The 26345-nt window shown below is 53.7% G+C and carries 24 protein-coding genes; 5 read left to right on the top strand and 19 right to left on the bottom strand.

The window, feature by feature from the left end:
• Positions 1 to 40 precede the first annotated feature (40 nt).
• Positions 41 to 874 (top strand): hypothetical protein, encoded by an 834-nt coding sequence (locus tag OCY70_RS13030; RefSeq protein WP_213426875.1) that lies wholly within the window; start codon positions 41 to 43, stop codon positions 872 to 874.
• 20 nt (positions 875 to 894) lie between these two features.
• Positions 895 to 1383: a hypothetical protein gene (locus tag OCY70_RS13025; RefSeq protein WP_213426876.1), complete on the top strand. Its 489-nt coding sequence runs from the start codon at positions 895 to 897 to the stop codon at positions 1381 to 1383.
• A 159-nt stretch (positions 1384 to 1542) separates the two neighbouring features.
• Here OCY70_RS13025 and OCY70_RS13020 read toward each other — a convergent pair whose 3' ends face one another.
• Positions 1543 to 2415 carry an AraC family transcriptional regulator gene (locus OCY70_RS13020; protein WP_213426877.1) on the bottom strand — a complete coding sequence of 291 codons (873 nt, stop codon included), beginning with the start codon at positions 2413 to 2415 and terminating at the stop codon, positions 1543 to 1545.
• 174 nt (positions 2416 to 2589) lie between these two features.
• Between OCY70_RS13020 and melA the strand changes: the two genes are divergently transcribed.
• Positions 2590 to 3888: an alpha-glucosidase/alpha-galactosidase gene (gene melA, locus OCY70_RS13015; RefSeq protein ID WP_213426878.1), complete on the top strand. Its 1299-nt coding sequence runs from the start codon at positions 2590 to 2592 to the stop codon at positions 3886 to 3888.
• Between the two features lie 114 nt (positions 3889 to 4002).
• Here the strand turns inward: melA and OCY70_RS13010 are convergent, their stop codons facing one another.
• Both OCY70_RS13010 and OCY70_RS13005 read right to left on the bottom strand, forming a co-directional pair.
• Positions 4003 to 4125: a hypothetical protein gene (locus OCY70_RS13010; RefSeq protein ID WP_261944893.1), complete on the bottom strand. Its 123-nt coding sequence runs from the start codon at positions 4123 to 4125 to the stop codon at positions 4003 to 4005.
• Positions 4125 to 5177, bottom strand: a complete 1053-nt coding sequence (locus OCY70_RS13005; RefSeq protein WP_213426879.1) for a YeiH family protein — start codon at positions 5175 to 5177, stop codon at positions 4125 to 4127. The genes OCY70_RS13010 and OCY70_RS13005 overlap by 1 nt, the downstream gene beginning before the upstream one ends.
• A gap of 402 nt (positions 5178 to 5579) precedes the next feature.
• On the opposite strand from OCY70_RS13005, the gene OCY70_RS13000 reads away from it, so the two are divergent.
• The gene (locus OCY70_RS13000; RefSeq protein WP_213426880.1) at positions 5580 to 6464 is read left to right on the top strand and encodes a LysR family transcriptional regulator; all 885 of its coding nucleotides are present in this window, start codon (positions 5580 to 5582) and stop codon (positions 6462 to 6464) included.
• Positions 6465 to 6633: 169 nt separating this feature from the next.
• Here OCY70_RS13000 and OCY70_RS12995 read toward each other — a convergent pair whose 3' ends face one another.
• Positions 6634 to 7353 (bottom strand): TerC family protein, encoded by a 720-nt coding sequence (locus tag OCY70_RS12995; RefSeq protein ID WP_213426881.1) that lies wholly within the window; start codon positions 7351 to 7353, stop codon positions 6634 to 6636.
• A 360-nt stretch (positions 7354 to 7713) separates the two neighbouring features.
• On the opposite strand from OCY70_RS12995, the gene msrA reads away from it, so the two are divergent.
• Entirely contained in the window at positions 7714 to 8688 is a 975-nt protein-coding gene (msrA, locus tag OCY70_RS12990; RefSeq protein WP_213426882.1) for a peptide-methionine (S)-S-oxide reductase MsrA, read from the top strand.
• A 151-nt stretch (positions 8689 to 8839) separates the two neighbouring features.
• On the opposite strand, the gene OCY70_RS12985 is transcribed toward msrA, so the two are convergent.
• From OCY70_RS12985 to OCY70_RS12920, 15 genes are all read right to left on the bottom strand, one after another.
• Entirely contained in the window at positions 8840 to 9901 is a 1062-nt protein-coding gene (locus OCY70_RS12985; RefSeq protein ID WP_249724633.1) for a DUF4261 domain-containing protein, read from the bottom strand.
• Positions 9902 to 9991: 90 nt separating this feature from the next.
• Positions 9992 to 11029 carry a Gfo/Idh/MocA family protein gene (locus OCY70_RS12980; protein WP_213426883.1) on the bottom strand — a complete coding sequence of 346 codons (1038 nt, stop codon included), beginning with the start codon at positions 11027 to 11029 and terminating at the stop codon, positions 9992 to 9994.
• A gap of 463 nt (positions 11030 to 11492) precedes the next feature.
• Positions 11493 to 11918 (bottom strand): hypothetical protein, encoded by a 426-nt coding sequence (locus tag OCY70_RS12975; RefSeq protein ID WP_213426884.1) that lies wholly within the window; start codon positions 11916 to 11918, stop codon positions 11493 to 11495.
• On the bottom strand, positions 11893 to 12468 hold the full coding sequence (locus OCY70_RS12970) for a hypothetical protein (protein WP_213426885.1): 576 nt from the start codon (positions 12466 to 12468) through the stop codon (positions 11893 to 11895). The genes OCY70_RS12975 and OCY70_RS12970 overlap by 26 nt, the downstream gene beginning before the upstream one ends.
• Positions 12469 to 12765: 297 nt before the next feature.
• Positions 12766 to 13263, bottom strand: a complete 498-nt coding sequence (gene lepB, locus OCY70_RS12965) for a signal peptidase I (protein ID WP_213426886.1) — start codon at positions 13261 to 13263, stop codon at positions 12766 to 12768.
• Between the two features lie 55 nt (positions 13264 to 13318).
• Positions 13319 to 13909 carry a hypothetical protein gene (locus OCY70_RS12960; protein WP_213426887.1) on the bottom strand — a complete coding sequence of 197 codons (591 nt, stop codon included), beginning with the start codon at positions 13907 to 13909 and terminating at the stop codon, positions 13319 to 13321.
• A 91-nt stretch (positions 13910 to 14000) separates the two neighbouring features.
• Positions 14001 to 14903, bottom strand: a complete 903-nt coding sequence (locus OCY70_RS12955) for a sensor histidine kinase (protein ID WP_390905256.1) — start codon at positions 14901 to 14903, stop codon at positions 14001 to 14003.
• Positions 14888 to 15382: a hypothetical protein gene (locus tag OCY70_RS36125; protein WP_390905255.1), complete on the bottom strand. Its 495-nt coding sequence runs from the start codon at positions 15380 to 15382 to the stop codon at positions 14888 to 14890. Before OCY70_RS36125 ends, OCY70_RS12955 begins: the two co-directional genes overlap by 16 nt.
• 15 nt (positions 15383 to 15397) lie before the next feature.
• Positions 15398 to 16978: a response regulator gene (locus OCY70_RS12950; protein ID WP_213426889.1), complete on the bottom strand. Its 1581-nt coding sequence runs from the start codon at positions 16976 to 16978 to the stop codon at positions 15398 to 15400.
• Positions 16979 to 17152: 174 nt separating this feature from the next.
• Positions 17153 to 18841 carry an extracellular solute-binding protein gene (locus tag OCY70_RS12945; RefSeq protein ID WP_213426890.1) on the bottom strand — a complete coding sequence of 563 codons (1689 nt, stop codon included), beginning with the start codon at positions 18839 to 18841 and terminating at the stop codon, positions 17153 to 17155.
• 88 nt (positions 18842 to 18929) lie between these two features.
• Entirely contained in the window at positions 18930 to 19826 is an 897-nt protein-coding gene (locus tag OCY70_RS12940) for a carbohydrate ABC transporter permease (protein ID WP_197256784.1), read from the bottom strand.
• 31 nt (positions 19827 to 19857) lie between these two features.
• Positions 19858 to 20787 carry an ABC transporter permease gene (locus OCY70_RS12935; protein WP_249724637.1) on the bottom strand — a complete coding sequence of 310 codons (930 nt, stop codon included), beginning with the start codon at positions 20785 to 20787 and terminating at the stop codon, positions 19858 to 19860.
• 652 nt (positions 20788 to 21439) lie between these two features.
• Positions 21440 to 22675: a metallophosphoesterase family protein gene (locus OCY70_RS12930; RefSeq protein WP_213426892.1), complete on the bottom strand. Its 1236-nt coding sequence runs from the start codon at positions 22673 to 22675 to the stop codon at positions 21440 to 21442.
• A gap of 619 nt (positions 22676 to 23294) precedes the next feature.
• Entirely contained in the window at positions 23295 to 25181 is a 1887-nt protein-coding gene (locus tag OCY70_RS12925; RefSeq protein ID WP_213426893.1) for an ABC transporter permease, read from the bottom strand.
• Positions 25156 to 25920, bottom strand: a complete 765-nt coding sequence (locus OCY70_RS12920; RefSeq protein ID WP_168178751.1) for an ABC transporter ATP-binding protein — start codon at positions 25918 to 25920, stop codon at positions 25156 to 25158. Before OCY70_RS12920 ends, OCY70_RS12925 begins: the two co-directional genes overlap by 26 nt.
• Positions 25921 to 26345: the final 425 nt, after the last annotated feature.

The following is a 26345-nucleotide window of genomic DNA, read 5'->3' as shown; positions in this document are numbered from 1 at the left end:
GAAAGATATTCGATTTTAATTTAAATAAGGAGGACTGAAAATGCTATTTAAAAGTAATTCAAGCAAGCTTATTGTTCTATTCTTGACGTTTGTATTGATTTTCATAAGTCCTGTTAATCTTTCTCTCATTCAGGCAGACGGCCTCAAGAAACTTGATGGAGTAGAAGTTCTCGTAAACAATGAGAACGAGATCAGATTAAAGACAGAAGTTGACGGTTTAGTTGGAATCTTGGTACAAGACAAATCAACAAAAGAGCTATCTTTGACTACATATAAAGCGAGTAAAGTCAATCCAAATCTTTTTTTCATAAACACTTCAAGCCACGAGGAAATAAAACACTATTCTCTTAGCTTGAATGATTTTACTGATTCTGGAGCTCATATAACATTTCAAGATCTTGAAACAGGACAAGAAACTACGTTGAACCCCGACGAAATAACTCCAAGATTTGTGTGGGTTGTTCCTCTTGTAGAAGTAATAGGAACAAAATTGATCGAAGCTTTACTTTTAACGGCAGCCGTAGTAGCTATAAATGAGATCGAATTTGCTAAAACAGACTCTGTTGTGGAAACTCTTAGGAATAATAACAGATATGATCACTATTATGCTAAAATAATGCAAGGAGACGTATGGATTGGGCCAGCTATTTCAGAAAGTGTCGCTGTTGCAAGACTCGTATCTTTTAACGGTGACAAGGATGTCTCAGGAAATGATGTTTGGTCAAGAACTATGTCCAAGGCTGCTCTTGTAGCTAAGAAAGCAGGAGGAGGAAAAGAGCCTGTAGGACCGGAGATCGAAGGTCCTGGCTTAGGGTTCGGTTTCTATTATCATTATCACACTTGGAATCGCGTTGGCGGACACTCTTTCTTTTAAACAAGCGGAGGTGCAGTCAAGTGGAGGAACTTCACAGGAAATTCATTGCACGCCGGCTTCCATTTAAAAACACAATTCATGAAGTTGAAAAAATGCTAAAAGTGAAGTATTTGGCCGAGGAAATTCCTAAATCATCATTGACTGACTTACACTATGAGATGAAGGAGACTTACAACAAGATAGTCAAGTGTTTCAAGATTGAGGACGAAAAGATTTTACAGCGTGTATGTAGTAATGCAGATAAAAAGTTGCATGAAGAATATACAGATGGCAGATCGTCAAACTCACTAGAGACCGAATGGAGTAAAATCAATTCCGGTAAATTACTCCGCGTCATTCTGATAAGCGATGATGGCAAGACGATGAGCAATTACAAAGTGCAAGGCATTTGTACCGCCTTGGTTCAAGATCTTACCATTATGCTCGGGATTTCCCCTGAAAATTGCTCACTCGACAACAGTTATTATGTGAAATATCTTCAATTGCTCCAGTTGCGCGGCTATTTGTAGAATTATGGGGTGGCAAGGATAGTGCTCAAGTACAAGCACTATCCTTTTTGTCATTGCGGTATCCGGCCATCGGCGGTATCGCCTTGAACCTTAAAGGGGTCCCGCCCCATCGCCGCCTTGGCACCGGTAACTCCGGTTAAGCTGTGCGGAGCATGCTCTTTACCGATAAGCGCATTCGGTGACCTGGTTCCTCTGCATTTCCGCACGGTGGGCGGTTGGGGAGCGCTTATACCATTTTTTATACAGCTTCGAAAAATACAATGCATCCTCATAGCCGACGGAAGCGGCTATCTGCTCCATCGTCAGCTTCGTCGTCAGCAGCAGCGTCCGCGCCCGCTCCATCCGGATGCGCAGCAGAAATTGCATCGGGGATTCCCCCATCTGCTTGCGGAACATTTTCGATAAATAGGTCCGGTGGTAGCCGAGCTTCTGCGCCAGCTCGTCGATCGAGATCGATTTGTCATGCTGCAGCGTCAGCCATCTGGCCGCCTGTTCCACCTGCCGCTCGATATCGGTTCGGGTGTCTTCCTTCCCCGAGCGCAGCGCTGCGCCTGCGGCCCGCGCATATTCAGACAGGATCAGCCGAAAATAACCCTCCGCCTCCATATCCCCCGCATGGCCGCCGCGGTGAAGCGCTTTCGTTACATTGCGAAGCAGCGCGTTCAATCGATGGTGGCGGTAGCCCTGCAAGACGGGCACATGCGGCCCGACCCCGATCTCGGCCAGTATCCGGTCGGCGTCTTGTCCGCGGAATCCGACCCAGCTATACTGCCACGGCTCCTCGCCGTCGGATTCATAGCGCACCATTTCCCCCGGGAATATAAAGAAGCTGTCGCCGCTGCGAAGCTGGTACTCCTGCCCGCGAATGACGAAGGTGCCCTTGCCGGACAAAATGCTGTGCACCAAATAATAATCATGCACCGTGGGCCCGATGCGGTGTTGGGGTTCGGTCTTCGCCTGACCGCTGAAAAGAATCGTCAATTCCCCGCGGGACGGGTACTCGTTAATCGCGATATGCGCTGTCTCCGCCATCGGCATATCCTCCTCATCAGGATACAATATTCCATACTGTCGACCAAAATAACCATACTCTTCTCTTGTCAAATCAGATACATTGATTGTAACGCATCTGCGTGCAAGTTGCATCAGACCATGCAAAATATTTTTTGCGATTTTATTCCTGTCCGTCGAAAGGATGATCTTGCTATGGGTAAAATTACGTTTCTCGGTGCCGGAAGCACGGTGTTCGCCAAAAATGTGTTGGGCGACTGCATGCTGACGCCTGCGCTGCAATCGTTCGAGCTGGCGCTGTTCGACATCGATCACGAGCGCCTCCGCGATTCCGAGCGGATGTTGAATAATCTGGTCGCATCGACCGGCAGCAAGTGCCGGGTCGTCGCTTACCACGACCGCAAGGAGGCGCTGCGCGGCGCCAAGTATATCGTCAACGCGATTCAAGTCGGCGGGTATGATCCGTGCACGATTACCGATTTCGAGATTCCGAAAAAATACGGCTTGCGCCAAACGATTGCCGATACGGTCGGCATCGGCGGAATTTTCCGCAATCTGCGCACCATCCCGGTCATGCTCGACTTCGCGAGAGATATCCAGGAGGTCTGCCCGGATGCGTGGTTCCTCAATTATACGAATCCGATGGCGGTATTGACCAACGTCATGATTACGCATGGCGGCGTGAAGACAGTCGGATTGTGCCACAGCGTGCAGGTATGCATGCCTTGGCTGTTCGACCATCTCGGCATGGATTCTACGGGCGTGCAGACGAAAATCGCTGGCATCAACCATATGGCCTGGCTGCTCGAAGTGACGAAGGACGGTCAAGATCTCTATCCGGAGATTAAGCGCCGGGCGGCGGAGAAGCAGAAGGAGAAGCACTATGATATGGTGCGCTACGAGCTGATGTTCAAATTCGGCTATTATGTCACCGAGTCGTCCGAGCATAATGCCGAGTATCATCCTTATTTCATCAAGCGGGCCTATCCGGAATTGATCGACGAGCTGAACATTCCGCTGGATGAATATCCGCGCCGCTGCGTGAATCAGATCGCCTCTTGGAAGGAGATGCGCGAGAAGCTGGTGAACGATAGCCGGCTGGAGCATTCCCGCTCGCATGAGTATGCTTCCTATATTTTCGAGGCAATGGAGACGGGGGTGCCGTTCAAGCTTGGCGGCAACGTCATGAATACGGGGCTGATTCCGAATCTTCCGGCGGAAGCCTGCGTCGAGGTGCCATGTCTCGTCGACCGCAGCGGCGTGACGCCAACCTATGTCGGCAATCTGCCGCCGCAGTTGGCCGCGCTGAACCGGACCAATATCAACACGCAGCTCCTGACGATCGAAGCGGCCATCACCGGCAAAAAAGAGCATATCTACCATGCGGCGATGCTTGATCCGCATACATCCGCCGAGCTCAGCCTCGACGATATCGTATCGCTGTGCGACGATATGATTGAAGCGCATGGCAGCTGGCTCCCGGCGTTCCGATAAGCTGCGGCCCGTCTGAATGACGCAGACGAACAGAGAGACCGTATCTCCTGCCACATGAGGAGATACGGTCTGTCTTCGTCCGATGAGGGCCAACGCGTTCATTTGGAGGCCAAGCTAAGCTTGTCCGAACCGCTTCCGAACCGCTTCGGCCGAGTTCATCAAATCTTCCCGCTCCTGAGGGAGCAGATCCAATTCCACAATCTTCTCGACGCCGAAGCGTTTCCGCTCAAGCGGCATTAGGCCAGCCCGAGCAGATGGACCAGGGCGAAGCCAAGGCCGGACAGCAGCACCGAACCGATAAGCCCCGCTGCGAACGAGGTCAGGCCGAGCCGGCGGAAGGCGACCAGATCGACGTTCAGGCCAAGACCGGCCATCGCCATCGCGATCAGCATGTAAGCCAGCGTCACAATCGCGGAAGCGATATCGCCAGAGATGGTGCCCAACGAATTGATGCCGCTCACGACCAGGAAGCCGAGAATGAACCACGGAATCGGTATCGTGCGCCAGGACAGCTTCGAGCTGGTCCCCTTCTCCCGCTGCTCGGCCCGGCTTGCCCAAATGCCGATAAGGATCGCTACCGGAACGAGAAGCGCCACCCGGGTCAGCTTCACGATGACCGCCATATCGACCGCGCCGTCCCCTCCGGGGGCTGCGGCCGCAATGACGTGCGCAATCTCATGCAGCGTTGCGCCCGCGAAGATGCCGTACCCGTTCTGCGTCAATCCGAGCACCGGATACAAAAAGGTATATAACAAAGTAAAGATTGTGCCCAATATCGCGACCATGGCTGCGCCAATGGCCGTCTCTTCGTCCTTGGCCTTGATCTGCGGCGAGATGGCGACAACCGCAGCCGCGCCGCAAATCGCCGTGCCGCATGCCGTCAGAATGCCAAGCCGCTTCTCCACCTTGAACAGCCGTGACAAACCATAGACGACACTAATGGCGAAAATAATGACGATGACCGCAATCAGGAATACTTTCGGCCCCGCATTCACAATATCCATCAAATTCAGCCTCATCCCGAGCAGGATAATCCCGAGCCGAAGCAGCTTCTTGCTAGAAAAGTTCGTGCCTGCCACTATCTGATCGGGCACGCCGATCGTGGCACGCCACAGAATGCCGATCAAGATAGCGATAACAAGCTGACCCATAATGCTAAGGAACGGAAGCCCGGCCAAATACTTGGCAGCCAGCGCGATGACAAGCGTCAATCCGATTCCAAGCGCAAAGCCAAGACCGTTCCGCTGCTTGCGGGCCTTGCTTGCGCCAAGTCCTTCTCCCTGACTCATGTTTTTCCCCCAATTCTGTCTGGTGCATTCCCACATTGCAGCATTGCGGCGATAAAGCATCGAACGCGCAGCGCATTCCGGCAACTTCCGGCACCTCCCATCAGTTCCCGATGTCAGGATCACGCCGCTTGTTGCACTTTGCTCCCCTTCTCCATCCCGGCAGCTTCCGGGCTCTTTCTCCCAACCTGCATGTGAATCCTGATTCCATAATCAACTATAAGCCGAATGGAACGGAATGTGAAATACCAATATGCTATCCGGACGATTAGGAAAACTTATGCTTGCCCGAACGGCCCGGATTGTTCCAGTGGGAAGAAAGGGATACAATGGGAGGGGATAAAAGCAAGCGATTCCATCAGCGGGATTGACTGTGCAGCTTGATGGATACCGGAGGATTCGAACATGATTGTCGACACGTTGAAAGTGTATGTTACCGTCGTAGAGCAGTGCAATTTTTCGAGAGCAGCCAAATTACTGAATCTGTCCCAGCCGGGCGTAAGCATGCACATCCGGAACCTGGAGAACGAATTCGGGATCAAGCTGATTCACCGTTCTCCCCGGCATGTGAAGACGACGGACGCGGGGCATATCCTGTACCAGCGGGCCAAGCAAATGCTTGCTCTGTACGAGAACGCCAAAGAGGAAATTCATCTGCTGCGGGATGAAGTGACCGGTTCGCTGAAAGTAGGGGCCAGCTTCACGATCGGGGAATATATTTTGCCGCGGCTGATCGCGGATTTTGCCCGTCAATATCCGCAGGTCGATATCCAGGTGATGATCGCCAACACGGAAGAAATCGCGCAAGCCGTGCGGGCGAATGAGCTCGATGTCGGGCTCGTCGAAGGCAAGGTCGAGTATGCCGATATTTTGGTGGACCACCCGTTCATGGAGGACGAGATGATTCTCGTCGCTCCCGCGGATCACGAGCTGACGGCGCTGCCGAAGCTGGAGCCGTCCATGCTTCAGGATCAGATATGGATTTTGCGCGAGAGCGGTTCGGGGACCCGTTCCTACAGCGAGCAATTTATCCGCGATCTCGGCGTCGAGCCGAAGCGCACCTATGTGTTCAACAGCAGCCAAGGGGTGAAGGAGGCCGTGCTCGCCGGTCTTGGCATCGCTCTGCTCTCCCGTTGGGTCATCCACAAGGAATTGGAAGCGGGCGATCTGCGCCGCATTCATGTGAAGGGAGGCCGCGTCATTCGGCCGTTCTTCATTTTGCAGGATACGAAGGCAGCGTCGACCATGGCGATGAAAATGCTAATACAGCAGGTCCGGCAGCTCTCTTGAACGATTCGTACGGAAAAAATGGCACCAATCGGCCGCTCCCTTCATAGGATGATACCAATGGACACTCTGTATGGGGAAAGAGCATCGCTCCCTATCGCGGATCTCCGTGTATGTTCCTTCATGGCAAAAGCCGAAGGCGATGCCTTCGGCTGGAGTCATGCCCGGACGGTTACTCGCCCTGCGCACGATGGTGATGAAGTTCCGCATGATCGTCCGCTTCCTGTGCCCGCTGCGCCCGTTTCCGCTTCAGGAGAATTCCGGTGGCAAGGGCACCCAGCACGACGATCGCCTCGAACCCGTATTTGATGAACGGATTGGCGAAGTACGGAGCGACAAATTTTTCGGCCACGAGCATTTTCGAGGCGGTCCAGGCAAGCACGGCGGAGCCGAGCACGATAATCACCGGATACTTCTCGATAAACTTGAGCACAATCGTGCTTCCCCAGACGACGATCGGAAGCGAGATCATCAATCCGAGAATGACCAGGAACGGATGTCCCTTGGCGGCGCCCGCCACAGCCAGCACGTTATCGAGCCCCATGGCAGCGTCAGCGACGATGATAGTGCCGACGGCCGCACCGATGCTGGTGCCGGCCTTGATGTTATGCTCCTTCTCTTCAATCATCAGCTTCACTGCGATCCAGAGCAATAGAAGACCGCCGAACAATTGAAGTCCGGGAACCATCAGCAGGTAGACGACGAGCAAGGTGGCGATCGCACGGATGACAATCGCTCCGCCAGTCCCCAAAATAATGACTTTTTTCTGGTCCTGCTTCGGAACATTGCGTGCGGCAAGGCCAATGACGATCGCATTGTCTCCTGCCAGCACCAGGTCGATAACCACGATCGACAACAATGCCGTCCAGAATTCAATTGAAAATAGTTCCACAATGACTTCCTCCCATACGGTAGTATGCTTGATACTACGAAAAATAAAACAAGCCGTCACCACGAGGCGACGGCTCTATACGATCAAAAAAGACCTTCACCATCGCAACCCGTGGCAAAGGTCTCGCAAACAACGTGTACGTTGCCAGTACCGCCGGGGACGAGGCGACTCGATCCCGTAATGACGACGAATACTGTGCTAGCTACTCCGAGTATCGTTTTCGATATATTCATACTAGCACGGATCGGCAGCATATACAACCCTCATCTTTCAGCGGGGCCGCCCATTTTTGTAGCGGCCTTTGTTGTCTCGCGGCCTCCATTTGGTTATGATATGGCTATGCAAAGGAGTTGATATCCAATGAGCGAACATCCCCAACCTTCTCTGGAAAAAGCGACATTCGCGGGCGGCTGCTTCTGGTGCATGGTGACCCCGTTCGAGGAGTTGCCCGGCATCCGCTCGATCGTCTCCGGCTACACCGGCGGGCATACGGAAAATCCGACCTATGAAGAGGTATGCACTGACCGGACCGGACACGCGGAGGCCGTGCAGATTACGTTCGATCCCGCCGTATTTCCTTATAAGAAGCTGCTGGAGCTGTTCTGGCAACAGATCGATCCGACCGATCCGGGCGGACAATTCCACGATCGGGGCTCTTCCTACCGGACAGCGATCTTCTATCATAACGAGAAGCAGCGGAAGGAAGCGGAGGAATCCAAGCGGGAGCTGGAGCGCAGCGGGCGCTTCGACAAGCCGATCGCGACCGAGATTGTCCCGGCGGCGGCCTTCTACCCGGCGGAGGAATACCACCAGGACTATCATCGCAAGCAGCCGGCCCATTACAAGCGGTACCGCACCGGCTCCGGGCGCGACGCCTTTATCGCCAAGCATTGGGGCGTAACCGAGCAGGATAAAGCCCGGCTGAAGGAACGGCTCACCCCCATGCAGCTGCATGTCACGCAAAATAACGGAACAGAGCCTCCGTTCCAGAATGAATTCTGGGATCATGCGGGAGATGGCATTTATGTCGACATCGTCTCGGGCGAACCTCTGTTCAGCTCGCGCGACAAATATGATGCGGGCTGCGGATGGCCAAGCTTCACGAGACCGCTTCGGTCTTATCATATTGAAGAGAAGCTTGACCTGTCCCACGGCATGGTGCGCACCGAAGTGCGCAGCCGCTATGGCGATTCTCACCTCGGGCATGTGTTCGACGACGGTCCCGGCCCGAACGGACTGCGCTACTGCATCAACTCCGCCGCTCTTCGCTTCATTCCGAAGGAGAAGCTGGAGGAGGAAGGCTACGGCGAGTATGCCGTCCTATTTGCCGATTGATGGTCTGACCGGCCCTTGGTCCAGCGCCGCCGCGCGCTTCGGATCAAGGGCCGGCTGCCGTGTGGCCCGCAATCGGCATCCGCCGGTCTGAAGTCATTGCGGCACTTTGATGAAAGCCATGCTATTCGGGACGCTGATCCTGGCCATGATGCTAGATGCCCGCGTAGTGCTCCGGCCCGGGATTCAGATCGAGCACATGCCGCATCGGCGCCGCCAAAGCAAGCTGATGCTCGCATTGCCAGCGAATCTCCTCCGAGCCGACCGTCTCGCCGTCCCGGATAATATCCCCGTGCTCGTACAAGTAGTACGCGATATCGCCAACCCACGAGGCCACTTCATTCGGCTCCATCCCGCGGAAATGACACTGCACATCCGGCAAGCCGAGCGCCGCCAGGCCGCATGTATCCAGAATCATCTCGTCTCTGCCGTGCACGTTATAGAAGCGGAGATTCATCGCCCCGTATAAGCGCTGGCCGGCTTCGATCGCGGCCGCATAGGCTTGGGGATGGACGATCTTGTCGCTGGCCTGGAAATAGACGGCTTCGCAAGGCGCCGTCTCCAGCAGAGCCCGAAGCGCGCCGCTGATGAGCTGCAGACGCTGCTTGTAGTCCAGGCCGCGCGCGCAGAAATCGGTCAGCAGCAGGGAATGGCGGCAGCCCGCCACGGCCGCTCTCGCTTCCGGCCAATGCCAGGCTTGCTGCAGCGCCGCCGCGAAGGCTTCTTCTTCCACCGGCTTATCCGAAGCCATGATGCATGTCTGTGCCGGCAGCGCCCCCTCCTGGTACTCAATCATATGATTGAGATGGAAGAAGTGCATCATCTCGCCCGCTTCCGCAGCTTCGCTCTCCCATACCGCCAGCGACTCGCCGGGCTCTTCTGCTTCCTTCTCGTCCTCAGCGCAATGAATCTCTCCGGTATACTGCTGCATTTTGCCATACAGCGTCTCCCGGTCCAGCTCCGGCTTGTCCTTGTACAGCAATTGAATGACGTACACATTGGCGAATCCGGATTGATCTTGCTCATGCTCATCTTGATCTTTTTGCTCATCTCGCTCATGTTGCTCTTCTTGCTTATGCTGGTCTTCTTGCTTATGTTGCTCTCCTTGCTTATGTTGATCTTCTTGCTTATGTTGATCATAATTCTCTTGTTGTTCAGATTGCTTTCCAAGCCCATTCATGGCTTCTTCGTTCCCATTCTCTCCCTTGTTTGTCATGCTCCACTCTCCCTATGTATTTGAAGCGAGCTTTGGCAAGCTTCCCTTTATCGGCTCCACCGGGATGTCCCGTGTTCCGGGACATCCCCATTACGTCTCCCGACAGGATGCGTATTCCTGGAGCAGCGGGGCAATCCGCACCGTCGCTTGACGGCGGGAGCTCTCCATGGCCCCGAATACCATCGCCATGCTCTTCACGTTGTCGGCCGCGCAAGTCTCCGCCGGCCGCCCTTCCGCCATCGCGGCGAAGATCTCATCGAGGCAGCCGGCATGCCCCTCCCGGCCGTACCAATCCATCGGGGCCTCCGTCCGTACCGCTTCCCCAGCGCCATTGAACGATTCGGCTTCGACCTGGTCTTCGCCATCCCATATCGCGGTGCCTTGGCTACCGGCGACGCGCCAAGCCGCCTCCCATGATGTCGGGAAGCCCTGAGCGCTCCAGGAGCCGCGGTAATTGAAGACCGACCCGTCATTCATCTCAAAGGTGCATACGGCGCTGGCATGGCCTTTATACCAGGAACCGGGAAGATTCCACTCCTGGCAGGTCACGGATACCGGATCCGCCCCAGTGATGAAGCGCGCCTGATCGAACGTATGAATGGCCATGTCCAGAATGAGCGGGCTGGCCATCTGCTCGCGGAAGCCCCCGAACCGGGGCGCCAGGAAGAAATCGGCCCCGACGAAGCCGATCGGGCCGATGACGCCCGACTGCACCAGGTCGCGGAACGCCCGAACCCGGCGCAAGTAACGGCGGTTCTGCATAATGGACAGGGACAACCCTGTCTTGCGCGACAGCTCCGCCAACTCTATCGCCGCGGACAAGCTGGATGCCATCGGCTTTTCCGCAATCACATGACAGCCCATCTCCAACGCCGTCCCCGAGGTTGCGCGATGCGCGCTCGGCGTCGTCACGTCGAAGACGAGATTGGCCCCGCTGCGCCGAATCGCTTCCCGCAGATCGGAATAGAGCCCGCATGACAGGCCGTGCCTATCCGCCATCTGCAAGGCGGCTTCCGGCCGGATATCGACGAGGCCGACGATCGCCGTATCCTCCCGCTCCCTGGCATACTCGATCCACGTATTGGCCATTTGGCCGCATCCGGCCACGACGACTTTCCATGTTGTCATGATGCGACACGCTCCTTGTTTTCATAGGATTTGTTACGATTATACCCCAATCCCGTTCCGTAGCGAATAGATTCATGGATCCGTTACGTCAAAATGTGCAAACCGCCCTGGCGCGGCAGACGTTCAAACGCTTCTGAACGGACTGGTCCTGCCATGCTGAGCGCGGTAGGGAGCTTTGGGTACAGCGCAGCGGAGCACTTGGAGCTTTGATATCTCTTTGTCGTCGACGCGATGCGGCAGGCTTCCGCCTGAGCGCGGGCCTGTGTGACCTGTCCTGCGAGGGTTCCGATCCTCCCGCATGATGAGCGCATTGTTCCGCCCAGCGCCGAAGATTACTGCTAATATGCAGTATTTGTCCAGAGCTGCTTATGGCGGAAAGCCAATCCTGCAAACATGCAGGAATTTCGCGCTTGATTGGCCGAAAAAAGGCAAAATAGGCGAAAAAGCTGCACTTTTGCAGGATTCATGCGACAAATCCGTGCACACATCGAAAATTACTGCTCGTGTGCAGGATTTTATAAATGAGGGCGCCCCGGTGCCACTTGCGCCTCCGCCTGCTGCGTGGAGCCAGGCGCGCAGCAGGCGCTTCTGCCGGCCCGAAGCCCGCCGGCGGCCAGAGGGCCCCGCGAGCCTTGGGCACATCGCCGGGCCCAGGCCTCCCGCAGGCCAAGGGCACAGCGGCCGCCCAGGCCCCTCCGCGGCCCGCTTGATTCTCGCGGGCCAATGTTGGCCCGCCATGGCGCAGCGCGCACCCATGTGCTTGCTCCTGCCAGCGAGGCTTGCCGCCGCCCTCCACTAACAGCAAAAGACAGGCGAGCTCTTCGCCTGTCTTCTGCCTGCCGCGCCCCGGCCTCATTCCATTGTTATGCCATGCTTCCGCCCATCGCATCCGTTCGCTTCGCCGCCTGCCCGAACAAGCCCATCAACATGATGACGACAATAATATAGAGCAGGAAGAACGGCACGGCCATCGCGTCGAACAGCATCGGCGATGCCAGGGCAAAGCCGATCATGCTCAACGAGCATCCGAGCGCGACAATGAAATAGATGAGCCGACGGCGGGCCATGTGCGCGAGCGCGGGCTGTCCGTTCCGCAGCATGAACGAGCGCAGCCCGCCGCACAGCAGGGCCATCAGCGCGATATTCAATCCGGTCTCCAGCACGGATCGCCCGACTCCGTACCATGCCAATATCCCCCGCGGGATGGCTTGAATGAAGAACGGCTGCAAAATCTCAATGACAGCCAGCGCCATCAGCGGGATAACCACGGCCTTCGCACGCCGGAATGGGGGCTCGACCCCTTCCAGATCGCGAATCGCCGTAAAGATGAGGAACAAGCCGACGATATCCGGCAGCAGATCTACGCCTCCCACCGAGTAATCAATAAAAAACAGCAGTCCCCATTGGATTCGTCTAAACGCTTTCTTCTCTGTCAACATCGTGGTGTATTCGAGTCCTTTCGTGCTCTGTCCTGGAAGGGACAACGCCTTAGTTCATCGTGTTCAAGTATAGCGCGCCTCCTTCCGGCATGCAACTTGAGGGGAACGGGCGGGCATACAACTGCGGGGGATATTACGCTTACTGCCATGCTCGCGCAGGCATGAAGAAGCGGGCTCCATTACACTTACTACCGCGAGCGCGCGGACACGCCGAAGCGGGCTTCCCGGCGCTTACTGACGTGCTCGCGCAGACATCAAAAAGCGGGGAACGATACCGCTCCCCGCTTCTGCTGCCTGCTACCACCATGGCCAGACTTTGAATTCGACCTTGCCTTCCAGGTACTCCAGCGGAACAGGGCCGTATGTCCGGCTGTCTATGCTGACGGCCCGGTTGTCTCCCATGACGAATACGTGCCCTTCCGGCACGACAATCGGCAAGTCAAGCTGCTTCGGCAGCGTGCTTCCCTCTGCGAACGGCTCGTCGACGACCTGGCCGTTCACTTCCAGCTTCCCGTCGCGGGCATCGATCGTATCGCCCGCCACGCCGACGACGCGCTTAATATACCGTTCTCCCTGGAACGCCGGATCGATGATGACGACATCGCCGTAGGCAGGCTCGAACCAATGGTACACCCATTTGTTCTCGATGAGCCGATCCCCGGGATTATACGTATGCTGCATGGAATGCTGCTGCACGACGACTTGCGCATAGGCGACCTGCTGAATCAACAGACTGATGCCGAACGCGATGATCATCGGAATAACATAACCCTTGATAATGTGAGACATTCGCATCGTTCAATTCCTCCTTCGAAGGCGTTACATTCGCCATTGTCGGCGCTGTCCCCGGTCACGATGAGGACGAGCGCGTGAAGTACCGGGTCAATCCGCCGGCCCCAATCGCCAGAGAGAGACCGAGCAGCATCTTCACGATGACTTGCACGAAGTTCGCGCTTAATTCGCGCTGCATATGATCCGGGTACATGTGCGTATCGACATAGGTGATCGTCATCAACATATGTATGAAGTCCGGGATGCCATTAATGAGCAGAATCAGGCCGGAAATGCCGAGTCCCGTCTGCAGCAGGGGCTTGGTCAGTGACGCCAGCTCCTGCGATCTCGAGCGCCGCGGAAGCTCTTCCCTCCCCGACGCTTCTGCTGCCGCAGCTTCCTCCCGCGGCGGGACGGCCGGGGACAGCAGTCCGGAGATGCGGTAGGCCGCCGTCCATAATACGAAGGCGCTAAGCAGCATAATGATGGACGGGAGCAGGACCACCAACAACAACACAATCTGATCCGGCCTGCTGGCGGCTGCATCCTTGATTGACATCAGATTCGGCAAGCTGACCTGCACCACGTTAGACACATGGACGATGGCGGTAATGAAAAAATACAGCGCCAGCAACCGCACCGCCACATAGGCCAGCGATCGGGTATTCAATCCAGTTCCCCCCACTCCGATTCAGAAATACAAACTCTATGAATGCGTATAGTGCAACCTCTATTATACAAGATTAGGGGGTTCGTGGGAATCAGCTATGCTTCGGCGGGATCCGGATGGATACCGAGGTCCCGATCCCGAGCCGGCTGTGGATGCTCACGCCGTACTCCGGTCCGTATTGCAGCTTGATGCGCTGATCGACGTTGCGTATGCCATAGCCCGCATTGACATGATCCCGGCCGTGGAAAATATCGCTCACGCGCTCCGGAGTCATTCCGACCCCGTCATCGATGACGCGGAACAACAGATTATCTCCTTCCTTGGACGCCACGACGCGAATGTGAATCCGATCACCGCACCAGGCATGCTCCAGGACATTTTCAATAAATGGCTGCAAAATCAGCTTGACAGTGCTGTATGGCCAAATGACGGGGTCGATATCGAACATGACATCCAGCCGATCGCCGTATTTGATCTTCTGGATATCGACATACGCCTGCGCCTGCTCCAGCTCTTGCGGGACCCGGATCATCAGCTTGCCGTTGTTCAAGGCCAAGCGGTAAAATTTGGCCAGTCCCATTACCATTTGCTGCAGCTTCTCATTTTCCCCGAATTTGGCGAGGCGGCTGATCGAGGACAGCGTGTTATAGAGAAAATGCGGATTTATTTGCGACTGAAGCATTTCCAGCTCGGCTTCCTTCTTCTGCAGTTGCGTCAAGTACACTTCCTTGATTAAAGACTCGATATTCTCGCCCATATTGTTGAGCGCGGTCGCAATCTGCGAGAATTCGTCATTGCCCCGATAGGAGATGCGCTTATGCAGATCTCCTTCGCGAAATGCATTCAGCACGGAGACAAACTTATGTATCCGAATCGAGAAGAACCGGGAGATAAACCCGCCTGCGAAAGACAGGACGACAACGCAAATCAGGCAAGCGAAAAAAATAAACAGCCTGACCTTCAGCGCGTCCTGCTGGATCAGCGCGACCGGCACGAGCGCGCTTCCTTGTCCGTAATCCGGCTAAGATGATAAATATCGTACGACCAGTTGCTGTCCTCGATCCTATTTTTATATACTTCATAAATCGATTCATTGCGGAAGTAGACCGAGGTCCACAGCTTCATGCCGGTTGACTTGGTCGCGGCTTCGATTTTGGGCACGACGTCCTTCGTCATGCGATCGTAGTTCTCCCACCCCTCCTCATAGCTTCGCAGATGCCGGTACAATTCATAATCGTCATAGAGAAGGGAGGAAATACGGACGACATCCTGCATCTTATATTCGATATTATCGCGTATCTGCAGCAACGTTCCCTGAACATTCATCCTGGTGTGCTTCCGGATCGATTCATCGTACATGGAGTGGGACACATAGCCGATGACAGACACGGCACTCACGATGAACAGCATATAAGTAAGCATTAATTTGTATCCAATCGGCAAATACCTCTGCCTCGCCCCCGGCGCGTTCATATCAGCCATCCCCTGTCACGTTTCTCGCTTGCGGTACTCCATCGGCGTCATGCCGTAGGCTTCCTTGAATTGTCTGCTGAAATACGGCAGGTAGCGGTAGCCGACCTGATTCGCTATTTCATAGATCTTTATCGAAGGATCATGCAGCAATTCGCGGGCCCGCTCCATCCGCAGTTGAATCAACACTTCGCTGAACGATTTGCCCGTTTCTTCCTTGAACATATAGCCGAGATAGTTGGGAGAAAAAGAAAATTGATGCGCCACATCCTTAAGGGTGATATTGTCATTCATCCGATCCTTCATCATTTGAATCATTTCCCGAATCAGCTTATTGTTCTTGGAGCTTGATTTGCTTCGCAATTGTTCGGATATTTCGAACGTTTTCCGCACGAGCCAAGAACGAATATCGCTAATCGTATCGAACTGCAGCAAGATATCCAGATTATGAAGCTCCATCCCGAGCATATCAAACAAGTTCTCGCCTCTTGCCTTCAACTGCTGATCCAGCTTCCATATAATAAACATGGCCAGATTATGCACCGTGAATTTCGATCTCAGCATGCTTACGGATTCGAACAATAGCTCGATCTCGTCGTAGATACGGACGAGATCGTATTCGGTCAGCGCATGAAATAAGGCTTCCACGCGGGCATCGAGCGTCCGGGCATCGACCATTTCCGGTTCCCGGCTCACTTCTTCGTACATAATCAGTTTGCCTTTGCCCAAAAACATTTTGCCGTCCACGGCCTCCATCGCCTGCTTGCACGAGATGTGAAGCTGCTCGAGCGTATAGACCGGCTCTCCGATCCCAACCGTCATCGTAAACGGAAAGTTGGCTTGAATCGCCTCGTACAAGTCATGAATCAGCGCTTCCATCCGCTGGCCGTCAATCAACAGCGCGATCCGGTGCGAGGACAGCTTGCAGACATGGCGCATGCCGTGCTTGTGCCCAATTTCGCTCACTTCATAGAGGAAGTTCTTCGACATCATCTGCTCGGACAGGCTGACGGCCTCTTGCGTCCAATTCATGTCATCCAGTTCCATGACGGCGGCACGCACGGGCCATTCCAGCTGATCCAGCCCATTGGACTGAATCAGCTTCCTCATGTCTTGCAAATAGTCCTGATCGCATTCCCCTTCCAGCAGCCTGACCAACAGGTCGTTTTTGGCCATCGGAACCATGCGCTGGTACGCCTCTTCCACGTCACGGCGCTTCCGCTCGTTCTCCAGATCCTGCTTCACCTTCTGCAGCGCCGCGATCAGCTCATTATCATCCATCGGCTTCAGCACATAGCTATAAGCCTTCAATGACAATGCCTGCTTCACATAGCTGAAGTCCTGGTAACCGCTTACAAAAATGACACGAATATTAGAATTTTTCTCTATCGCTCTTCGCGCCAGTTCCAGCCCCGACATATTAGGCATATTGATGTCGCTAACCATAATGTCTATCGGAAGCTGTTCGAGAATCTCGCATGCGTCAAAGGCGTTGTTCACCGCCGCGGCCACTTTCATGCCTAAAGCTTCCCATGGGATAAATTGCTTCATCCCTTCGAGATCAAGCATCTCGTCATCCACCAATAACACGTTGTACATGAAAGATCTCCCTTCAGGACATGCGGTCCATCGTTACCTGCAGCCTAATCATTTCCATCCCAAGTATAGCAATGAACCGTCCCGTTTGAACAGTATGCGGCTGCCAGTTCCGCCCCGCGGCAGCGAACAAAAAACGAAGGCCCGCCGGTACAGCGAGCCTTCGTTGCGCTTTCCTTATTTGCCCAACTCTTTCTTGTTTTCCGTCCACACGTTGGTTACATGCTCAAGAAATTTGTCATAGCCCAGCTTCATCGAATCTTCGTGAGCCTTATCCAGAATCTGCAATGCTTCCTCGTCGGACTTGGCATACATCGCTTTCGCTCTCGCGGTCAGCCAGATATCTCTGATGCTCTGTCTAATGATGCCGACTTCGCTGTCGGGAGCGGGTTCCCAACCGAGGAACTCCGTGAAATCGCCCTGCGTGCCCCATGTAATTTCCATTTGCCAACGGTTGCTGAAGTCGATTTGATCAGCCGGAACGTTGGACAACATCTCCTTTTTCGTGTTATCGAGGAACATTGTGTTGCCCACCCATACCAGGTCGCCGGCTTTTCCGTTAATTTCCGCAAGCGTATCCGGATCATTCAAATACTTCTCTTCATTGAACTTCGGCGTCACGCCGTCCGCCTCGAAGCCGTCCCAATATCCGTCCGGTCCGGGAGGACCCCAGTTCAGCACCATGCTGCCTTCCGGTCCTGTCATCCAATCGAGAAGCGCGAACACGGCTTCCGGATTTTTCGAGTTCTTCGTAATGAGAGCCACGTTCCAGCCTAACTGATTATAGGTTCCCGGGTAGATTTTGGTCCGATCGAGCCCCTCCTTGGCGATCGGCTGGATGAACATGTATCCGTCTTCCGGATCCTTCTTCTTCAGTTCGGAGTCAGCGGTCGCCAGCATCTTCATCGGGTCAAAGGTGGCAATAACGGCAAATTTGCCATTCATCGCTTTTTCTCTTACTTGGTCCTCGGTCTGCGTATTCGCATCCTGCGTCATCAGCTTCTCGCGCATCAGCTTCGCCGTGAAGACGACGGATTCGCGGAATCCCGGATCTTTATAGATCGATACGATTTTGTCGCCGTCAGGGACGCCGAAGAAGCGCGTGAAGGAGAAATTGTTTTCCTTGAAGGAAGAGAATATCTGGTCAATGCCATGACCGTCTTTGGCCAATCCCGTCTCGAACGGAATGACATCCGGGAATTTTTCTTTGACCGCTTTCAGATAAGTGTACAAGTCGTCGGTCGTCTCCAGCTTCGGAGAGCCGAGCGCTTTATAGATCTTTTTATTGATTGCATATCCGGCGTTGCCGTTCGGCTGCTGCGTATAATAGTTCGGAAGCTGGTAGATTTTGCCGTCCGGGGACCGGAGCAGCGCCAGATGCTGTTCGGACAGAGACTTTTTGAAATTTGGATATTTCTCGATGTACTCGTCCATCGGCACGAGCATGCCTGCTTCGCGGAGCCGCTCAACGTCCGGGCCTCTGTCTGTCCAGATAATATCCGGCAGCTCATCGCCGGCGATCATCGTCTGCAGCTTCTGCGCATTGTTCCCGCCCGAGCTGACAGCCGTAACCGTGACCTTCAGATTGTCCTGAACCCATTTGGAAGCGGGATCCTTGCCCCATTTCGGCATCTGGTACCAGCCATAGTTGCCGTAGAACGAGACATTCAGCTCTTCCTTGCCCAATTCGTACAGATCGCTCTTCGGTGATTCACCGGAAGCTTCTTGCCCTTCGCTCCCTTCCTGCTTTGCCGGATCATTGGCTGGAGGCGCGCTTGTGTTCCCGCCGCCGCTGCACCCGACCACCAAGGTGAACACCATAAAGACAGAGAGCACGCTAAGAAGGAGGTTTCTCTTGTTCTTCACTGGATATTTTCCCCTTTCAATTTGTAATCTATGTTTAAAGCAGAGATGCTCTAAACGCCAGCGAATCTTCCCGTATTGCTCCAGGTAACTACTCTTTCAGCGATCCAATCAATACGCCCTTGACGAAATATTTCTGCAGGAACGGATAGACGCATACGATAGGAACCGTCGCAACCATAATCGTCGCCATCGTCAAGGCCTTGGACGTGATTTTTTTCGCGGCATTCATATGCGCAATCGCGCTCATATCGACATTGGCCATCTGTTCCGAGGCGATATTCGAGAACAGAATTTGCCGCAGCACCGTCTGGATAGGCAGCAGATCTTCATTCGTGATATAAATGCTGGCCACGAACCATTCGTTCCAGTGCGCCACGGCCGTGAACAGCGACAGCGTGGCCACGACGGGGCCGGATAATGGCAGCACAATCCGGAAGAACGTTCCCCAGTTGCCGCAGCCATCGATCTTCGCCGATTCCTCCAAGCCTGCCGGGAGCCCCTGGAAGAACGTCCGGAATATAATCATGTTCCATACGCTGATCAGGGCCGGAATAATGAACACCCAGAACGAGTTGAACAAGCCAAGGCTGCGGATAAGCATATAGGTCGGAATGAGCCCGCCGCCGAAATACATCGTAATAATGCACATGATCATGTAATATTTGCGGCCCATCAGCTCTCGCTTCGACATGCCATAGGCAAATATCGAGGTGGCCAATATCGCGGATACGGTGCCGATGACCGTCCGCAGGGCGGCAATGACGAAGCCGTTCATCAACCGCGAGTCCTCGAATACGATGCGGTAGTTCTCGAGCGTGAATTCCCGCGGCCAGAACGTAATCCCGCCCTTCGCGGTATCCAGCCCTTCATTGAAGGAAATGACGAGCGAGTTCCAAAACGGATAAAAGGTGGAAAACGCCAGCAACGTTAAAAATACATAGATAAAGGCGACAAAGATGCGGTCTCCTATACTGTCTCGTATCATCGTTCAGTCCTCCTGTCTCTGGAAAGATTCATCACCACAAGCTATTGCCCGTTTTTCTGGCAATGAAGTTCGCAAATGTAAGCAGCGTGACGCTGACCACCGCCTTGAACAGGCCGATTGCCGTCGCATAGGAGTACCTGTAGTTGTCGATACCGACCCGAACCACGTAGACATCCAGTGAATCCGACACCTCGCGCAATGCCGGGTTGGAGGCCAGAATCAAAATATCTTCGAAGCCGGCATTCGTCAGATTGCCGATAGCCAATATCATAAAAATGATGACGACAGGCATAATGCACGGGAGCGTAATCAGCCACATCTGCTTGAACCGGCTGGCGCCGTCGATGGAGGCCGCCTCATATAAATGAGGATCGATCCCGGCAATCGCCGCCAAATAGACAATGGAAGCGAATCCAATTTCTTTCCACACATTGGTCGTGACGAGTATCGTCCAGAAATATTCCGACATGGACAGGAAATTGATAGGCTCGTCGATAAGTTTCAATTTCTCGAGCAGCATATTTACACTGCCGTTGTCCACGGACAGCAGCGATGTCACCATCGACCCGATGACGACCCAGGACAGGAAGTGCGGCAGATACGTCACGGTCTGTACCACCCGTTTGAAGAACATTTTGCGCACTTCATTCAGCATGAGCGCCAAAAGAATCGGCGCCGGGAACCCGAAAATAAACTTCAAAAAGCTGATGACAATCGTGTTGCGCATGACGGGATAAAATTCCGGAGCATTGAAAAATGCGACAAAGTGCTTAAATCCAACCCAATTGTTGTTCAATAAGTTCGAACCCATCTTGTAGTCCTGAAAAGCGATCAGAACGCCATACATGGGAATATAGGAAAAAATAAAGATAAACACGAGCGCAGGCAGTACCATCAGTTGAATATCTATTTGCATGAAAAACCGTTTAAACGCGCTTTTGCGATGCTTATCGAGATTCATGCGTGATTCCGTGTCCAGCCCGGCAGATGCTTTCGCCATATGTGAATCCCTCCTCCTTACCTGATGCCGCTGAATGTAAAGCGGTTTAATTTACAGCGGCAGAGCGGTTGCTCCGCCTCGCATCAGCTCTCTATATCTGGCTTGATGCCGTGTCTTCTTCCATGTTCTCCCTCCATAATTGTGTTTTCCTTCATTCTACATTCGAAAACGCTTTCACGAATATATGACAAAACAACGATTATTGATACTTTAAGATGTTCTTGTGAGAAAACTCCCTCAAAGCGGCCCTATACCGCATTTAGCGCCAAACCGTCTAATCCACAAAAAACCTTGAATGGCGTAAGCCAATCAAGGAAAGGTGTCGTATTATTCTCGTAAAAAATAGAGTATGGAATCCCCCTTTATCATAAATAGATATTTCCTTGAACTTCAATATGTCTTGCTTAGGACTTTGTAATCAATACTTTAGTCAGATTAATTGCGGAAAATGTCGAATAGCGGTAAAAGAAGAGGAAAAAAAGAAAGAAGAGAGAAGTCTGTCCGGGTACTTCCGCTCGCCAAGCCCGTATCGTCCCGCGCGTGACATGAGCGGGCAAACTGCCGTTTACCCGCTCAAGCTCACACCTGCACTCACTCCGAGCGCCGGTATCCATCAGGCCAATGGAAAAAGCGACGCAGTTCGGCCAGAGGCCTGGAGCGCTTGTTCACTCACATTGCCGAAGGCATCTATCGCGTGAACGTCTATGCAATAGCCGCGATCCGGCTCCAGCTCCGTCAATGTCAGTTCAAGCTTCTCCGGCATCGGGTGAAGATAAAATTCGGAATAAGCGAAGTACTGCATCAGCTCTGTTCCGGTCTCCGCATCCGACAGCGTAATCCGGTAGGAATGCACCAGTTCATTATCTTGCGCCTGGTCGAACACGATCGCGATCGAATCCGAGGCCGCAAGCTCCTCTTTGACGTGAATTTCCGCATGCGCCGGGAAACGGGGTGCTTCCCGATCGCGCTCATCCGTATAGACGAAAGCCTCGGGAGTTACCGGTACCGGCACCATCCAAGCGTCCCCGATCTCCCGTTGATGCGCAAAGTCGATCCGCGTAATCGCAACCTTGTCCTCGCACACTTCAACAAGACAGCCTTGGCTGAACTTCTCATGCCCCGGCGGCAAATTGCCTTGAAGCTTTCCGCGCTCTACTTCCATATAGCTAAGCGAAGCCGTGCCTACGGACGTGAAGCGCTTCTGATGAATGCTGCGCGGATCGTTCAGCGGGTAATGGGAATGTCCGGAGAACGTTATTACTTGCGGGTATGGATCCAGGGCGGCCATCAGCTCGCCGATATTCTCCTGGATGCCCCATTCTTGGCTGCCGTACACCGTATCCTTCAAATGCTGATGAAGGAAGACGAAGATCGGCTGCTCCGGCGCATCGGCGGCCGCTTCCTCCAACTGCCGCTTCAGCCATTCGATCTGTTCCAGAGAGAAGTAGCCGTGGACCGGCTTATCCTCTGTCGCCAGCACAATAAAATGATAGCCATGGATGACGCGATGATAATACATCGCCTTCATGCCCGTCATGTCCAGAAAGCGCGCTTGCGCATCCTTCGCCGGCAGATCGTTCCAGTAATCATGATTCCCGATCGCAATAAGCAGCTCCGCTCCGTCCTGCTTATGCTTGCGAAGCGTAGCCATGTGGCGCTCATATTCCTCAATGGTGCCATTGTTCGTCAGGTCGCCCACGATGACGAAGGCGTCCTGCCGCGGCGCGCGCGCATTCAAGTACCGCAGCGCTTGCTCGTACTTATGGATAGACTCGTCGCCCGTCGGCGCGATATGCACATCGCTTATGACCGGGAAGACGAGACGGGGGGTAGATTGAACAGCTCCCATCAGACGCTCAGCTCCTTTTTGTTCAACGCTGGTTCAGCTTCAGTCTACTCCTTTCTTGTCCCGTTGAATATGGATTTTTGCTGCCTAACGCATAGAAAATTCGGAACTCCGTTTGCCGTCTGGCAGCAAAAAGGAGGCTGCCCCATAGGCAGTGCGAAAAGATGAGGGGGAAAGACGGACGACAGAGAATATAAAGCCGGGAAAAGCGGCGGTATATGGACAAGGCAGTGAAACAAGGCACTGAAAGGAGGCAGTGAAACAAGGCACTGAAAGGAGGCAGTGAAACGAGGCAGTGAAACGAGGCAGTGAAACGAGGCAGTGAAACGAGGCGCTGCGACAGCTAGTGAAATAAAATCCTGCGTGAATGCAGTAATTTACGCTAATTGATCCGATATTTTATTAAATTGCTGCAATAGCGCATTATTTTCGCCGATTTTTGCTTTACCTCCATTGTAAAGGAGAAAATTGATGCCGTTGTGCAGGATTTCCTGTAACGGAAAAAACGCCGTAAGGGAATACTGCATTTTTTCAGTTTTCCGGCAAGTCTAGCTTGGAGAATGAGAGGGACTGTCTCACTATAGCTAAAAAATGCTTCGGAGACAGCCCCTTGCGGATAGGATTAGATCACTTTTTTGAGCTTGCGCACGTAATTCGCGCGGATAAAGATGAAATAGATAACCTGAATCGCCAGGAACGATCCAAGGACAATCGCGGATTCCTTCACCAGACTCATGCTGAATGTGTTCTGCAGCGAGTTCAGCGCGACCGCGCCGTGTACGATAGCGACGACAATCGGAACAAAGAATAACAGCCCGATCTGGGTGGACACAATCTTCGACAGTTCCCCTTCCGTCAGCCCCAGCTTACTGATGGCCCGGTACTGCACCGTATCCTGATCCAGATCGGAGTACAAGCGCAGGTACAGGAAGCTGCCGGCGGCGACGAAAAATACCGCGCCGATGAACAGTCCGGACAAATAAATCTGGCCGAAGCCCTGATTCACATCGTTCAGCATCAGCGCTCGGGAACCGAATAAATAATTGCCGTCCGGGTCGCCCAATTGCTTGTTCAGCTGCTTCGCCACGGCGAGCGTCGACTTCCAGTCCTCGATCAAATACGTATAGATCATGTCGTCTCTCTCGGAGGCAGGCAAGCTCTGGAACGCTGCGTCGGACAACACGATGACTTTGTGCCCGCCCACATTCTGGGTGATCGCTTCCGGCATCGCTTCATTGGCCGTCACCGCGAACGTCTTGTCCGCAGCGAAAGCAACCGACGTCTCCTCGCTTTTCTCCTGCTCGATGTTCATCGGATTGACCTGATAGAACAGATGCGCTTCCTCATCGCGCAGGGCCAGATTTGTCTTCGTGAGCTGATTGTAGTCAGACACGCTAATCACCTGATAGAGCTTCTCCGTTTTCATATCCTCGACGAACTTCACCGGGAAGACGACGGCCTCATAGCTGATTCCCGCCTTGTTCAACGACTGCTCGATCAGCTCGGCATGCTTCGCCTCCAGCTTGTTGCCCATATGGGATTCGTATCTCATGACCGCAGCGCCGGATGTCGCCATATTGGTGAATATCGCCTTCAATCCGACGAGCGTCCCGATCGCCGTGAACGCGACCGTCGAGATAATGGCGACGAGGAAGAACATGCGGGCATTGTCCTTCATTCGGTAAGCCAGATCCGACAAGGTAATCAGATTGGTGCCGCGGCGGTACAATTTCTTGGTCTTCAATCGGTTAATAATGTATACGCTAAGCTGCGTGAACAGGAAGTAAGTCCCGATACTGACGACCGTGGCGACAGGCAGCAGCGCGAAAATGACGAGTGCTCCTTTGACCCACATGGCAACGCCGTAGCCTAACGCCAGCAGGAAGACCGCCAGGAAGGCAAGCCAGCGGGAAGCCTTCGGCTCCGGCTTCGGCTTCATCGTTCCCTTCAGCAGGTCGATAAGCGAGCTGCTGCGCAGAATCGTCGCGGTGAACAGCGAGATGAGCAGGAACAGCAGCACGAACGCTCCGCCAGACAGCGCGATCGCCTTCACAGGGAAGTAGAACGGAAGCGGCTGCTCCAGATTCAGAACCGAGGAGCTCATCAAGAGCAGCCATTTCGACAAGGCGAGGCCCGCTCCGATGCCGGATAGGGTCGCGGCCAGGCCGATGACAATATTCTCCGTAAAGACGAGCCGTCTCAGCTGCATAACGGACATGCCGTGCATAATGCAGATGCCGAATTCTTTTTTGCGGGATTTCAGGAACGAACTCATCGAATATAAAATGAAGAAAAACGTAAACAGATAGATGATATATTGAGCGACATCCATGCCCGCTTGCGCGCCTCGGCCATAACTGCCGTTGCCGCTGAAGTCGAGCGCCGGATGCAGCGCCAGCATCGAATAGACGAAAAAGATCATGACGGAGAACGCGCAGCTGAAGAAATAGCCCGCATATAACCGTTTGTTGCGAAATACGTTTTTAAGCGCGAACTGGCGAATATTCATCCCGCGTGCCTCCTATTGACGACAAGATATCCATGATGCCCTGGAAAAAGATCTGGCGGCTTCCCGTCTTGTGCAGTTCCTGATACAGCGTGCCGTCCTTGATGAAGATGACCCGGTCGCAGTAGCTTGCCGCCTGCGCGTCATGCGTAACCATCATCATTGTCACGCCCTCTTCCTTGTTCAATCTTTCCAGCGTCTGCAGCACATCCTGGGCGGATTTGGAGTCGAGGTTCCCTGTCGGCTCGTCGGCCAGAATCAGCTTCGGCTGGTGGATGACCGCCCGCGCGATCGCCGTGCGCTGGCATTGGCCGCCGGAGATCTCGTAGGTCCGCTTGTTGAGGATGCTTGTAATCCCCAGCTTCTCGGCAATCGCGTTCACCCGCGCATCCTGCTCCTTGATGCCGATGCCGTCCAGGGCGAGCGGGAAAATAATGTTCTCCTTGACCGTCAGCGTCTGCAGCAGGTTGAAATCCTGGAACACGAAGCCGAGCTCCCGCCGGCGGAACAGCGCCAGCTTCCGCTTGCTCAGCTTATTCATCTGCTCGTTCCCGACATAGACTTCGCCGGAGGTCGGCTTGTCTATCGTGGAGACGACATTCATCAGCGTCGTCTTGCCGCTGCCGGACGGTCCCATCACGCCCACGAATTCCCCCGTGTTCACCTTCAGATTCAAATTGGTCAGCGCCTGATAGGACTGCTTGCCTTCATATACTTTGGATACGTTCCGTACTTCCAGCATGTGTAACTTGCACGCTCCTTCGCAATCGTTTTGTTGCTTTTACTGTAAGCCGAAATGGGGGATTGAGCCATTCTTCTTCCTTACGCCAAGCTTTCGTTATTGTAACAATTGGTGACAGAGAGCCAACAAGGGGTTGTAGCACGCTTCTCCTTCTTTTGTCGTTGTTTGCTTCCTCACAGCGGCTATAGAGACAAGAAGGCGACGTTTCCTCACCTAATTTATGTAAATAGGTCTTCATCCAATTAGTTACTTACACTTACACTGTAAACATCGTTACAATCATCAGATCGTTGCGAACAATGTTCGTTTAAGTCCTGACAAGATAATATAGAGCTACCTTCCAGTTTGTTATGAAAATACAATGAGGAGTTGACCTTCGCACAGCCACTATCGGGGTGGGTTATATACCAGACGCACTCATTTTT

The sequence above is a fragment of the Paenibacillus melissococcoides genome (assembly GCA_944800085.1).
GTDB classification, from domain to species: domain Bacteria; phylum Bacillota; class Bacilli; order Paenibacillales; family Paenibacillaceae; genus Paenibacillus_B; species Paenibacillus_B melissococcoides.
This window is presented reverse-complemented; position numbering and strand designations above follow the sequence as displayed.